A 13,293-nucleotide genomic window follows, 5' to 3' on the forward strand; every position below is an offset into this window, starting at 1 on the left:
TCCCAGTCTCTCAAACCCAGGGCACTTATGGTGCCGGGATTCGCGTGATTTCCTGGTCACCCAACTCGGCGAGGACCGTGGCGATGGGTCGTCGACCCTGGGGAGTGTCGATTTCCGTGTCGCCGACGAGCTCGACCCAGGGGGCGAGCACGAACGCACGCTCATGTGCCCGCGGATGGGGCAGGGTCAGGGTCTCGGTGTTGAGGAAGAGCTCCCCTCCGCCGGTTGAGAAGCGGATCAGATCGACATCGAGTGTGCGCGGCCCCCAGCGCAGTTCCCGTGTCCGTCCGCAGGCCACTTCGATTCCCTGCCCGACGGCGAGCAGCTCCCCGGCCGCCAGGCTGGTGCTCACGATCAGTCCCAGGTTGAGGAAGTCGTTCTGTTCGACTCCGCCCCAGGGCGCGGTGCGATACACCGAGGATCGCCTGACCACCGTGATTCTGGGGTGTCGGTTGAGAGCGGCGACAGCTTGGTCGAGCGTGTCCGCCGCGTCGCCGAGGTTGGCCCCGAGGCTGAGGTATGCCTCGTTCTCGGCAGGCTTCGCATCGACGGTGTCGGCACCGGGTGTGCCGCTGCTCGCCGCGCGGGAGCGGACGACGGTGACGCTGACGTCGCTGAAGCTGCGCTGGATCGGTGCACCGGGTTTGTGGACGACGACCTCGACGTGCTCGGCCAAGTCCAGACAGTGCTCGGCGATCCGGGATGCCAGGGTTTCGATGAGATCGAAGGTATTGTCTTCGACGATGTGAGCGACGTCGTCGGCGAGGTCACCGTAGTGGACGGTGTCGGCGATGTCGTCCGAGGCCGCGGCCCGGGACACCGAGACGTGCAGGGTGACGTCGATGACGAAGTCCTGGCCCTCGCGCCTTTCGAAGTCGAAGACCCCGTGGTTGCCGCGCACCGTCAGCCCGCGCAGTTCGATCCGGTCCGGATGGTCTCCGGTCATGCCTGCCCCTCGGGTTTCGGAGCTACTGCCTGAGTGTCATGAGCCGCCACGGCGGCGATGACCTTGGCCGCGATCGCCGAGGTGGTGGGTTCGTGGACGCGCACCGCCCACGCCCCGGCTTTCGCCGACAGGGCCGAGATCGCTGCTGTGGCCTGATCCTTCGCAGACTCCTCGGCGAGTTTCGGATCCTCCGGTGAGAGCAGTGTGGAAATGAAGCGTTTGCGACTCGCGGCGATGAGGAGCCGGTGATCTAAGTCTGCGAACTCGTCGAGAGCGGACAGGATCTGCCAGTTGTGTTCGGCGTTCTTCGAAAAGCCCAGCCCCGGGTCGAGGATGATGTTCTCATGCTTCACACCGACGGTCGTCGCTTCGTCGATTCTCGTCTTCAGCTCCGTGATCACCTCGGCGACGACATCGTCGTAGTGGAAGGACGCCGACGCGCGATCGAGGTAGCCGCGCCAGTGCATGAGCACGACCGGGGCTGTGGTCTCAGCAGCGACGGTCAGCATCGTCGGATCCGACAGCCCCGCGGAGACGTCGTTGATGATGTGGGCGCCGACAACCAGTGATGCCTCCGCGACCTTGGCGCGCATGGTGTCGACGCTGATCACGGCCCCTGCTGCGGCCAGTTCTCGGATCACTGGGACGACGCGGCGCAGCTCCTCCGCCTCGTCGACCCGGACCGATCCGGGGCGCGTCGACTCGCCCCCGACATCGATGATGTCCGCGCCCGCGGCCAGCAGTTCCAGGCCATGGGCGATCGCGGCGTCGTGGTCGAAGTAACGACCGCCGTCGGAGAAGGAGTCGGGCGTGACGTTGAGGACGCCCATGATCTTCGTGCGTTCCGGTGTGGGCATCTCTACCTCCGGAGGATCAGACTCATGGCTTCTGCTCGGGATGCCGTCTCGCGCAGCTGCCCGCGCACCGCCGAGGTGATGGTCGACGCGCCCGGCTTGCGGACTCCTCGCATTGTCATGCACAGATGTTCTGCCTCCACGACGACGATCACGCCCTGGGGTTCGAGGTGATCGACGAGGGCATCGGCGATCTGAGTCGTCAGACGTTCCTGGACCTGGGGCCGGCGAGCATAGATCTCGACGAGGCGTGCCAGCTTGGACAGTCCCGTGACCTTGCCGTTCTTGCTGGGGATGTAGCCGATGTGGGCGACTCCGTGAAATGGCACCAGGTGGTGTTCGCACATCGAGTACAGGTCGATGTCGCGGACGAGGACCATCTCCTCGTGACTGATGTCGAAGGTCATGCCCAGCACGTCTGCCGGATCGCGGTGGAGACCCGCGAAGACTTCCTCATAGGCACGCGCAACCCGGGCGGGGGTCTCGAGCAGCCCCTCCCGGTCAGGATCTTCACCGACGGCGATGAGGATCTCGCGCACGGCGGCGGCGATCCTGGGCTGATCGACCTTGTTGCCGGTGCCGGGAGGTGCCTCGCCGAGGACCTCGGTCACCTCTTCGAGCTCAGACATCAGTAGCCGCTCTCCCTGCCGCCGTCGGAATTGTCCGAATCACCTGGATGCCTGGGCCCGGTCGGATCGTTGGGGCTGATCGGCCCGGTCGGGACGTCGGTGGTGTCGGCCTCAGAATTGGCGTCGCCTTTGCCGTCGCCTTTGCCGTTGCGGTCCCCACTCAGTGGTGCGGGCGGGTCGATCGGACCGCGCTCGGAGACCGGGCGTTCGTCGTTGGCCAGCCACACATCGCGTGTGGGGCGCTTGACGATGGGGGCGAAGATCGCTTCCAGTGCCGCCTGGTCGAGGGTTTCGCGCTCGAGCAGCTGGTAGGCGAGGTCGTCGAGGACATCGCGGTTGTGCGTCAGCGCCCAGTAGGCGTCAGCATGGGCGGCGTCGATGATGCCGCGAACCTCGCGGTCGATCGAGGACAGGGTCGAATCCCCGTACTCGTCTCCCCCGCCGTAGCCGCGGCCGGCGAAGGGCTCGCCCTGGTCTTCTCCGATCTTGACCATGCCCAGCTTGTCGCTCATGCCGTACTGGGTGACCATCTTCCGGGCGATGGTCGTTGCCTTTTCGATGTCGCTGCTGGCACCCGTGGTGGGATCGTGGAACACGACTTCCTCGGCCACGCGGCCACCCATGGCGTATGCCAGCTGGTCCAACAGTTCATTGCGGGTGGTGGAGTACTTGTCCTCGCTGGGCAGGACCATGGTGTAGCCCAGGGCACGGCCGCGGGGCAGAATGGTGACCTTGGTGACCGGATCGGTCTGGTTCATCGCCGCGGCGACGAGTGCGTGCCCGCCCTCGTGGTAGGCGGTGATGAGTCGTTCCTTGTCGTTCATCAGGCGGGTCCGTTTCTGCGGTCCCGCAATCACACGGTCGATTGCCTCGTCGAGGATGCGGTTGTCGATGACCTTCGAGTTCTCACGCGCGGTCAGCAGGGCCGCCTCGTTGAGGACGTTGGCCAGGTCGGCACCGGAGAATCCGGGGGTGCGCTTGGCGATCTGGGCGAGATCGACGTCGGCGGCCAACGGTTTGCCCTCGGCGTGGACCTCGAGGATGTGCTGACGGCCCTTCATGTCCGGGGAATCGACCGGGATCTGACGGTCGAAGCGGCCCGGGCGCAGAAGCGCCGGGTCGAGCACGTCGGGACGGTTGGTCGCGGCGATGAGGATGACATTGGTCTTGATGTCGAAGCCGTCCATCTCGACGAGCAGCTGATTGAGCGTCTGCTCGCGCTCGTCGTGGCCGCCGCCCATGCCGGCGCCGCGCTGGCGACCGACGGCGTCGATCTCGTCGATGAAGATGATGCAGGGGGCGTTCGTCTTGGCCTGCTCGAAGAGGTCGCGCACTCGGGAGGCGCCCACGCCGACGTACATCTCGACGAAGTCCGAGCCGGAGATCGAGTAGAAGGGAACGCCGGCCTCACCGGCCACGGCCTTCGCCAGCAGGGTCTTGCCCGTACCGGGCTGACCGTAGAGGAGGACGCCCTTGGGGATCTTGGCGCCGACGGCCTTGAACTTCTCGGGTTCTGCCAGGAATTCCTTGATCTCCTCGAGCTCTTCAAGGGCCTCGTCGACACCGGCAACGTCTGTGAATGTGACGTCCGGGTCCTCCTTGTTGACCAGTTTCGCCTTCGATTTGCCGAAGTTCATCATCTTGCCGCCCGACATCTGCGAGATGAGGAACCAGAAGACGACGAAGATGATGACGAAGGGAATCAGGGTTCCCAGTAGGGACATGAGCCAACTCTGCTTGGGCACCTCGTCGGTGAATCCCTTGCTGGGCTCGGCCGAGTCCACGGCCTTGACGATCTGGTCTCCGCGCTGCTCCACGTAGAAGAACTGGACCTTCTTGCCGAAGTCCTTGTCCCCTATCGTCAGATCGTCCTTCAGCGTCAGGTCGACGCGCTGATCCTTGTCGACGATCTTGGCCTGTTCGACCTTGTCGTCGTCAAGCAGTTTGAGACCTTGCTGGGTGTCGATCTGGCTGAATCCGGATTGGCTGAACAGCAGAGCACCGACCGACACTACGAGCAGTGCCAGCACGATCCAGATCAAGGGGCCTTTCGTCGCCTTGTTGAGCAGTGGGCGACGCTTATTCGACTCGGCCATAAGTCCTCTCAGGAAAAAGATGTGGGGCAACCTGTTCAGGCTACCGAGGCTGCCTGGGAACATCCCCCACAGCCTAGTACCTCGCACCGGCATAGCCCGAATGCACCCGGATTTGTTCCCGGGTGCAACGGGCTCTCAGTCAATGCACGGAGCGCTCATGCGCAGGACTCAGCTGTAGACGTGCTGAGCCAGGGTGGCGACGAACGGCACATTGCGGTACTTCTCCGCATAGTCGAGTCCATACCCGATGACGAATTCGTTCGGGACGTCGAAGCCGATGTATTTGACGTCGATGTCGACCTTGACCGCCTCGGGCTTGCGCAGCATCGTGCAGATCTCCACGGTCGCCGCGCCACGCGAGCGCAGGTTCTGGACCAGCCAAGACAGGGTCAGACCCGAATCGATGATGTCCTCGACGATGAGGACATGACGGTCGGAGAGGTCCGTGTCGAGGTCCTTGAGAATGCGCACGACACCGGAGGATTTGGTGCCTGAACCGTAGGAGGACACGGCCATCCAGTCCATGGTGACGGGCGAATGGATCGCGCGAGCCAGATCCGCCATGACCATGACCGCGCCCTTGAGGACGCCGACGAGGAGGATGTCCTTGCCCTTGTAGTCTTCATCGATGGCGGCTGCCAGTTCAACGAGTCGTGCGGCTATCTGTTCTTCCGAGACAAGTACCTTTTCGATGTCATTGCCGAGATCGTTGATGTCCACTGGGGTCGTTTCTCCTCGCTTGGGGTGGGGTGTGTCTCCATTATGATTCACTTCTGCCCTGACGTGCCACCACGCGTGCCTGACGTGCTGCCAGGCGTGCCTGTCGAAGTCAGCTCCTCGTCGACCGTGCCCGGGGCGGCGGCGAGGTAACCGGTCACGCCCATGAGCGCCGCCACGCCGACCATGAACCCCAGCGGCACCGACCAACCACCGCTCATCCCCAGGAGCCCGCCGACGGCCAGAGGGCCGATCGCGGCGAGCACATAGCCGCTGGACTGCACGAACGCCGAGGTTCGGGCAGTGATCGACACATTCTGTGTACGGCCCGTGATGAGGGCGAGCGCAGCGGGGAAGGCGAAGCCGCCGTAGGCCAGGAGGACCGCCCACAGCACGGGTGCGGTGGTGGGGATGAGGAGCAGTCCGAGGTAGCCGCCGACGGCACTGACGGAGAAGCTGACGAGGAAGAAGCGCGGCAGGATGCTGCGCATGATGATCTGCGGGGCGAGGAATCCACCGGGGATCCCTCCGAGGGTGACGACAGTGAGCATGAGACCGGCGAGCACCGGATCGAGTCCGGCATCACGGTAGATCTGCGGCAGCCACCCGAACTGGACATAGGCGTTGACCGACTGCAGACCGAAGAACATCGCCATGTATCTGGCCTTGGCCGAGACGAAGATATGCCGCGGAGGTGGGTCCGCCTCGTGCGGGTCCTGCTCGGGTCGATCCAGGTCGGGCACGGACCCGGCGAGCTTGAGGATGATCCAGGTGACCAGCGCGCAGGCAGGCACGAGCGCCCAGATGCCGAGCCCCACGCGCCAGTTGTCGAAGTGACCGGTGATCGGCGCGGTGAGAAAGGCGGGGAACATCGCGCCCAACCCCAGGGAGACGGTGAAGGCGGTGGCACCGAGGTTGGCCCTGTCGGGAAATCGCGTCTTCACGTACACCGGCAGAATGACGTTGCCGATCGACATTCCGGCCAGTGCGATCACTGTCAGCCCGGCGAAGCTGACCCAGCTGTCGACGAGCGCCCGGGCCCCCACACCGACGGTGATGAGAACGCAGGTCATCACCAGCGAGCTGAAGAGTCCGACCTTCTTCAGGACGGGAACGGCAATGAATCCGCAGATCGCGAAGATCAGCCCGGGGAGCGCTGTGAGCAGGCCCGTCTGCCAATCGGCCAGGGAGTAGGCGCCCTGGACTTCGGAGAGGACGGGGCCCAGCGAGGATGCGGCCGGCCGCAGGGAGCAGGCGATGAGGATGAGGCACGCGAGTGCCAGCACGTCGAGTCCCCGGCCCGTACGATGGCCATGTTCGGGCTGAGAGGTCATTGTCTCATCCTTTCAGACGATCTTCTCGCTCGGTCCTCGGGTCCGCAATCGGGCCGGATCGGGCAAGAATACGGTATACCATACGGAGTCCACGTGCCCCGCCGATGTCGAAGGACGATGATGACCATTCTGAGAAACGTGCGACTGTTTCCCCGCACCGCCGATGCCGAGGCCGTCGATGTCGAGATCGAGGACGGGCGCTTCGCCTCGTTCACAGCGGCCGAGGCGACACCGTCATCGGCTGCCTCGGTCGGCCCTTCGCCGGCAGCCGGGGGCCCCACCCACGATGTCACCGATGGGTTCGACGTCATCGACGGTGCCGGTCGGGCACTGCTGCCCAGCCTCGGCGACGTCCATGCCCACCTCGATTCGAATCGGATGGGCCAGACCTTCCGCCCCCACACAGCCGATGGAACGCTGCACGGCTTCATCATGAATGATCGCGAGAACTGGCGCGGCGGCGAACGCAGCGTCCGCGACCAGGCGAACTATGCCATCGCTGAGATCATCGCCTCCGGCGGTACGCGCATCCGCTCGCACACCCAGATCGATGCCGACTGCTCTCTCGAGCGCTTCGTCGGCGTCCGGGACGCGCTGGCCGATCACGCCGATGTCCTCGACTCCCAGATCGTGGCCTTCCCACAGGCCGGGATCGTGACCGAGAGAGGTGTGCGAGATCTCCTCGACGCGGCCTTGAGCGAGGGCGCCGATCTGGTCGGCGGGCTCGACCCGCTGCTCTACGACCGGGATCCGGTGGCTCATCTCGATGTCGTCTTCGGACTTGCGGAGAAGCACGGCAAGGGCGTCGACATCCATCTGCATGAGCGCGGCAGCGCGGGGGTGTTCACGGTTGAGGAGATCGCTCACCGCACGAAGACGCTCGGCCTTCAGGGGCAGGTGACGATCTCCCATGCCTTCGCTCTGAGTTCGAATCCCGATTCGGAGGTCGAACGGATCGTCGAGCTCCTCGCTGAGGCAGGCATCTCTCTGACGACCGTGGCGCCGCAGAACGGTGTCCTGCCGCAGGCCGGCCTGCGGCGGCATCGGATCGCATTGGGCCTCGGTGAAGACGGACAGCGCGACTATTGGAGCCCCTACGGGGACGGTGACCTGCTGCGCCGGACCTGGCAGCTGGCGTTCACCAATGGGTTCCGCCGCGATGAGGATATCGAGGCCTGCCTCGACATCGCCTCCCGCGGTGGGGCGCAGGTCATGGCCGGTGCCCGACCTGAGGGAACTGCGCTGGTCGATGATGTCGTCTTCGGTCTGGGCATCGGCGCACCGGCGGACTTCATGCTGCTCGACGCCGACACGGTCACCTCGGCGATCATGGACTGTCCTGCCGATCGTGACGTCTACAAGACCGGACGCCTGGTGGCCACAGGCGGCCGACTCGTCGACGGCGAGCGCTGAAGTCAGCCTGTCTTCGCGTCGCGTCGGAAACGCAGGAGCTGCTCGGTGATGATGACTTCGGTGTCACCAGGCAGTGACAGTCTGGTGTGTGCACGGCCCTGCGCCCCGGGTTCGCGAATCAGGGCGCACAGTTCGCCCACTCGAGCGGCGCCGAAGTTCTGGGCGGGCACATGTAGGGAGATCAGCCACTCGCGGATGACGCGGGAGAGGATCGCATCCCCCAGGCCGGCCAGATCGGCCAGAGGCACCTCGTCTCGTCCGCGCACCGAGGCGGCCGAGGTCTCGGCGAGTTCATCGAGGCAGTCGGCATCGGCACGGCACAGTTCGGCGGTGCGAGCCAGGTTCGCGGTGACCGGCTGGCCCAGATCGGTCTCCAGTGACGCCAGGAGGCCGCGGGCCCGCACCCGAGCGAAGGTGTCGTCGGCGTTCATCGGGTCGTGCCAGACCTCGATGTTCTGAGCCCGGCACGAGGCTTCGTTGGTCGCCCGTTCGATACCGAGCAGGGGGCGCACCACGTCGCCGGTGCGCAGAGCCATTCCGGCCAGGGACCTCGTGCCCGAACCGCGCATCAGCCCCAACAGCACGGTCTCGGCCTGGTCGCTTCGGGTGTGTGCGGTAAGCACCCAATCGGCCCTGTGCTCGGTCCGCGCAGCCTCGAGTGCGCCGTAGCGGGCATCGCGAGCGGCGGCTTCGAGGCCTTCGTCACCGGCATCGACGGTGACGGTGGCGACCTCGGCGGGCACACCCCAGGATTCGGCGGTGGCCACGACCCGGCGGGCCACCTCGGCGGTCGAGGTCTGCAAGCCATGGTCAACGGTCACGGCATGCGCTCGCAGCTGGCCACGTCGGTGCAGGAAGGCACAGGCATGCAGCAGCGCCATCGAGTCCGCTCCCCCGGAGACCGCGACGATGACGCCGGGCCGGGAGACGCCCACCTGGGCCACCGCTTCACGGACTGCGTTGCGGATCGCCCCACTGGCCGGATCGAGGCTCGGTCGCCGAGGTGAACCATCCTCAGCCGTGGACACGGTCCAACCACAGACTCGGGGTCGCGATCTCCTCGCTCTTCGGCAGGTTCTCTGGCCCGTCGTAGATGACGGAGAAGCCGGTCTGACCGACTTCTCTGCGGATGGCACGGACGAATGCGGCACCGTCGCGGTACTGGGCGAGTTTGACGTTCATGCCCAGCAGGTTCGACAGGAATCCGCCCTGCCCGGCGTCGCGGCGGGCTTCGAACCTGCGTCGCAGCTTCCGCACGCTGGGGATGACTTGGATGCCGACTTCGTCCATGACCACGTCGGCGTGTCCTTCGAGCAGGCTGAGGATCGCCGTCGCCTCGTCGAGGGCGCTGCGCATCCCCTCGTCGCGGATGAGGTCGACCATACTCGCGTCCCCTTTGACGATCTGACCCACAGTGGCCAAGACGTCGGCGAGACCGCTGATGCCGGGAGCCTTGAGCGGGGTCGCGACGACCTGGGACAGGAGGGAGCGCATGTGCTCGCGCAGCCAGGGGGCGGTGGCGAACTGCACCTGGTGGGTGGCCTCGTGCAGGGCCACCCACATGCGGAAATCGCGTGGGGGCACGTTCATGGCCTCTTCGGCGATGAGGACGGCCGGGGCGACGAACATCAGTCTGCCCGAGGCCACCGCGAAGGGGTCGAATTGGCCGAGAACTCGCGTGGACAGCAGCGAGAGCACGCCCGCCAGTTCCACGGCGGCCGCCTTCGCCGAGCCCGGACCGACCGGTGCGGGCAGGGAGTCCACGTCGACCATGCCGTTGAGCGATTGGGCGTTGGCCTTGATCCAGCCGAGCTGATCGAGCACGAGCACGGAACCGGCGCCCAGGCGCGTGCGCACCTCGTCGGCGTGGGCGGGGTCGAGCAGGAACGAGTCGAGGACGAGCTCCTGGGCCGTCAGCGCATTGTCCTTCAGCCCGGTGACCAACTCGTCGAGTTCAGCGGTGTCGGGCATGCGCGCAGCGGGGACGAGTTCCCGGGCTGTGCGGGCGGCGAATTTCTCATCGACGATCATCGGCAGCCGCAATTCGCGAGTGCTGCGACGATGTCGTCCACGGTCTTTCTGGCTTCCAATATTCTGTCCTTGTCCACGTCGTCGATCTGCAGGGTGAAGACGAGATATCGTCCATCGGCGTCGAGCACCCCTCCGGCCAGAGAGGTCACGGTCGACAGGGTTCCCGTCTTCGCGTGCACCGTGCCTGCTGCGTTTTTATCTTTGGTGAATCTGTCCGTGAGTGTGCCCGTCAACCCACCAACGGGCAGATAGCCGATGAGGTTGGACAGCGCATCATCGGCGACGACCGATGTCTGGAGGATGGTCGTCAGGTCGTGCGGGCTGATCTGGTTGTCATAGGACAGGCCCGAGGTGTCCTCCAGGTGGGTTGTGCCCAGGTCCACGGAATCGGCCAGGGCCGCCAGCACAGCCTGGGGACCGGACTCCAGACTGCCGGGCTCGCCTTGGGCGATGGCGACCTCGTTGCCGAGGACCTCGGCAACGACGTTGTCGCTGTGCACGAGTGCGTATTCGACGATCTCGGAGATCGTGGCCGACTCCACGCTCGCCACCTCACCGGCTTCAGCGTCTGCGTCGGCCTTCGCGTCTGCGTCGGCCTCCTGCACAGGCTTCGGGTCATCGGTGACCGTGATTCCGGCCGCCTCGAGTTCCTCGGTGAAGACGGCGAAGGCGTCCTTGGCCGGATGCTCGCTGCGCCCGCGCCAGTCCTTGTCCTTGCTGCCGACGTACCCGGTGTCGATCATCAGCGGCTGGATCGGTGCGATGACGCCCTTGGCGATGTCGGAACGCTCCCACCCGGGACTGAAGTCCTCGCCCGTGTACCGGGACGTGTCCAAGTCCAGGGCCACCTCGGCGACATTCCGGTTCTGCAGCGACTCAGCGGTCTCCTGCGCCAGGGTCGTCAGACCGGCGTGGCCGTTCACTGCTCCCGGCTGGGACTCCCCGGCCCCCAGCAGCGAGTCCCCGCCACCGGTCAATGTCACCGTGGCCGTCGTCGGATCGAACTCCGCGGTCGTGGACAGACGCGTCTCGCCACCGATCGTCAGCAGTGCCGCCGAGGCGGTGAGCACCTTCGTCACGGATGCCGGGGTGCGGGGCTTGGTTTCGTTCTCGGCGTAGAGAACTTCGTCGCTGAGTCCGTCGCGGATCTCGATCCCGAAGCCCTTGACCTTGGACTCGGAGAGGACCTTGTCGACCTTGTCGGGGATCGTGGTGGGCACGGGTGCTGAGTCATCCAGCGCCGAGGCGGGTGCCGGCACATCCTGTGCCTGCGCATGGGGTGCGGGAACGGCCTGGACCTCGATCGCGGGGTCCGTGGTCAGTATCCCCGGGAGCTCGGGGAAGACGTCGTAGGCGTCGACGGCTGCGAGCCCGGCCAGCACCACTGCAAGGCTGCCTGCGGTGATGGACACGACAGCCCTCTTCGACCGCTTCTGCCTCTTCCGTTCCGGAGTCTGGTTCAAGCGCGGGCCCTCATTCTCATTGCAGTCGTCCTCGCCGTAGCCGTTGTGGTTGTCATTCCTGGGGACTTGTAAGCTCTATTCTAGTGATGCAACCCTAGCTTGAAGGAGCACTATGGAACTCTTGGCCACAATCGAGATCCCGCGCGGATCGCGCAACAAATACGAGGTCGACCACGAGACCGGTCGGGTCAAACTCGACCGCTATCTCTACACCTCGATGCAGTACCCGGCCGACTACGGCTTCTTCGAGGACACTCTGGGCAACGACGGCGATCCGCTGGACGTGCTCGTGCTGCTGCCGGAGCCTCTGTTCCCGGGTGTGCTCATCGATGTGCGCCCCATCGGCATGTTCACAATGGAGGACGAAGCCGGCGGTGACGACAAGGTTCTCGGAGTCACAGCGGGCGATCCTCGGTGGGAGAGCTACCAGGACATCGGTGACGTGGACCAGTTCACCCTCGACTCGATCGAGCACTTCTTCACCCGCTACAAAGATCTTGAGCCCGGCAAATACGTCAAGGGGTCGAGCTGGGTCGGCCGCGCCGAGGCCGAAGCTGAGATCAACGCTTCGATCACCCGCTTCAAAGAGTCCCACTGATTTCACCCTCGCCGAGGTGGCGTGAGTCCTCGCCCACCCCGTGATCAGCGACCGCCCGGATGCTTTCGTCCGGGCGGTCGCTGCATCCGAGAGAGCGCACTACTTAGGTGATCCTAATGAGAAGTGTGAGCCAGGTTATGCGATTGTCGAGACATGAAACTCGATCATGTGTCCTTCGCCAGCGAACCAGACGGGTACAAAGCGACTGCCGAGAGAATCTCGGAGAAGCTCGGTGTGGTTCCCTACGACGGTGGTGTGCATCCTCGATTCGGTACCAGAAATCTGATCTTCCCTCTCGCGAACGGTCATTACCTCGAAGTCGTCGAAGCCTTGGAGCACCCGGCCGCGCTGTCAACACCATTCGGCCAGGCGGTCAGGGCTCGATCCGAGCTCGGCGGCGGCTGGATGGGCTGGTGCGTCTCGGTCGATGACCTCGCCGGAGTGGAGACTCGTCTCGAACGCAAGGCCGTCGACGGAAACCGCACCCCGGAATCAGGTCTCGAACTCAAGTGGCTGCAGATCGGAGTCAAGGGGCTCATCGCCGATCCCCAGCTTCCGTTCTTCATCAAGTGGTCGGCCGACTCGTCTCAGCACCCTTCGTCCTACAAGACCAACGGCGATGTCGCCCTCGACACCCTGCAGATCGCGGGGGATCGTGAGCGACTGCGTGACTGGTTGGGGACGCAGGACCCCAAGCCGATCCCGGAGATCCACATCGACTGGTCGGCCCCGCACGGGACCCCCGGCATCATGTCGATCAGCTTCGAAACTGCGAAGAACGGTCTCGTCACCATCTGACGTTCCGCGGGCCGTACCGTTCGGCACTCGTCACTGTTTAGCACTCGTCACTGTTCAGCACTTGCCGGACGGCGGCGGACAGTTGGCATCAGACGGCTGGCGCCGCACAACGTCGAGGGCAGCAGCACGTTGGGGCTGCACGACTTTGAGGGCTGCACACCGATGAGGTGTGCAGCCCTCTTCTCATACGAGGAACCCGGTCCACCGAGCCTCCCTCGCCGACGACAAGGCCGTTGAGCCGAACCTCTAAGCGATCGGCAGATCCCCTGTGAATCCGGATTCTGCAGAGCCTCTTGAGATCGGGTCATCGTGCCAACTGACCGTTTCCCGTCGGTGCGAACAAGAGGGGTTCATGTGGGCGCGATGCACCGTGGCAGGCTTGAACGCCACCGGCGCACGCTTAAGTGGACGTTT

General features: G+C 65.0%; 12 protein-coding genes. 3 read left to right on the forward strand and 9 right to left on the reverse strand.

Going from position 1 to position 13,293, the window contains the following annotated elements; translation table 11 throughout:
- Window positions 1-25 precede the first annotated feature (25 nt).
- The 6 genes from folK to L0G76_RS04315 all read right to left on the reverse strand — a co-directional run bounded on the left by folK (window position 26) and on the right by L0G76_RS04315 (window position 6,576).
- A complete protein-coding gene (gene folK / locus L0G76_RS04290; protein WP_304356086.1) occupies window positions 26-946 on the reverse strand; it encodes a 2-amino-4-hydroxy-6-hydroxymethyldihydropteridine diphosphokinase in 921 nt (306 codons plus the stop codon).
- Window positions 943-1,803 carry a dihydropteroate synthase gene (folP, locus tag L0G76_RS04295; RefSeq protein ID WP_304356087.1) on the reverse strand — a complete coding sequence of 287 codons (861 nt, stop codon included), beginning with the start codon at window positions 1,801-1,803 and terminating at the stop codon, window positions 943-945. Before folP ends, folK begins: the two co-directional genes overlap by 4 nt.
- A gap of 2 nt (window positions 1,804-1,805) precedes the next feature.
- The gene (folE, locus tag L0G76_RS04300) at window positions 1,806-2,429 is read right to left on the reverse strand and encodes a GTP cyclohydrolase I FolE (RefSeq protein WP_304356088.1); all 624 of its coding nucleotides are present in this window, start codon (window positions 2,427-2,429) and stop codon (window positions 1,806-1,808) included.
- Window positions 2,429-4,525 carry an ATP-dependent zinc metalloprotease FtsH gene (ftsH, locus tag L0G76_RS04305; RefSeq protein ID WP_304356089.1) on the reverse strand — a complete coding sequence of 699 codons (2,097 nt, stop codon included), beginning with the start codon at window positions 4,523-4,525 and terminating at the stop codon, window positions 2,429-2,431. The genes folE and ftsH overlap by 1 nt, the downstream gene beginning before the upstream one ends.
- Window positions 4,526-4,693: 168 nt before the next feature.
- Window positions 4,694-5,245 (reverse strand): hypoxanthine phosphoribosyltransferase, encoded by a 552-nt coding sequence (gene hpt / locus L0G76_RS04310; protein ID WP_092103277.1) that lies wholly within the window; start codon window positions 5,243-5,245, stop codon window positions 4,694-4,696.
- Window positions 5,246-5,292: 47 nt separating this feature from the next.
- A complete protein-coding gene (locus tag L0G76_RS04315; protein ID WP_304356090.1) occupies window positions 5,293-6,576 on the reverse strand; it encodes an MFS transporter in 1,284 nt (427 codons plus the stop codon).
- A 120-nt stretch (window positions 6,577-6,696) separates the two neighbouring features.
- On the opposite strand from L0G76_RS04315, the gene L0G76_RS04320 reads away from it, so the two are divergent.
- On the forward strand, window positions 6,697-7,989 hold the full coding sequence (locus L0G76_RS04320) for an amidohydrolase family protein (RefSeq protein ID WP_304356091.1): 1,293 nt from the start codon (window positions 6,697-6,699) through the stop codon (window positions 7,987-7,989).
- Between the two features lie 2 nt (window positions 7,990-7,991).
- Here the strand turns inward: L0G76_RS04320 and tilS are convergent, their stop codons facing one another.
- The 3 genes from tilS to dacB are packed head-to-tail and all read right to left on the reverse strand — an operon-like array spanning window position 7,992 to window position 11,432.
- Window positions 7,992-9,017: a tRNA lysidine(34) synthetase TilS gene (gene tilS, locus L0G76_RS04325; RefSeq protein ID WP_304356092.1), complete on the reverse strand. Its 1,026-nt coding sequence runs from the start codon at window positions 9,015-9,017 to the stop codon at window positions 7,992-7,994.
- On the reverse strand, window positions 9,004-10,020 hold the full coding sequence (locus tag L0G76_RS04330) for a zinc-dependent metalloprotease (RefSeq protein ID WP_304356093.1): 1,017 nt from the start codon (window positions 10,018-10,020) through the stop codon (window positions 9,004-9,006). The genes tilS and L0G76_RS04330 overlap by 14 nt, the downstream gene beginning before the upstream one ends.
- Entirely contained in the window at window positions 10,017-11,432 is a 1,416-nt protein-coding gene (dacB, locus tag L0G76_RS04335; RefSeq protein ID WP_304356094.1) for a D-alanyl-D-alanine carboxypeptidase/D-alanyl-D-alanine endopeptidase, read from the reverse strand. Before dacB ends, L0G76_RS04330 begins: the two co-directional genes overlap by 4 nt.
- A 163-nt stretch (window positions 11,433-11,595) precedes the next feature.
- Here dacB and L0G76_RS04340 point away from each other — a divergent pair, with 163 nt between their 5' ends.
- Window positions 11,596-12,081, forward strand: a complete 486-nt coding sequence (locus L0G76_RS04340; RefSeq protein ID WP_304356095.1) for an inorganic diphosphatase — start codon at window positions 11,596-11,598, stop codon at window positions 12,079-12,081.
- 153 nt (window positions 12,082-12,234) lie between these two features.
- Window positions 12,235-12,879 carry a VOC family protein gene (locus tag L0G76_RS04345; protein ID WP_304356096.1) on the forward strand — a complete coding sequence of 215 codons (645 nt, stop codon included), beginning with the start codon at window positions 12,235-12,237 and terminating at the stop codon, window positions 12,877-12,879.
- Window positions 12,880-13,293 lie beyond the last annotated feature (414 nt).

It is taken from the genome of Brevibacterium picturae (assembly GCF_030453725.1).
Lineage (GTDB): Bacteria > Actinomycetota > Actinomycetes > Actinomycetales > Brevibacteriaceae > Brevibacterium > Brevibacterium sandarakinum_A.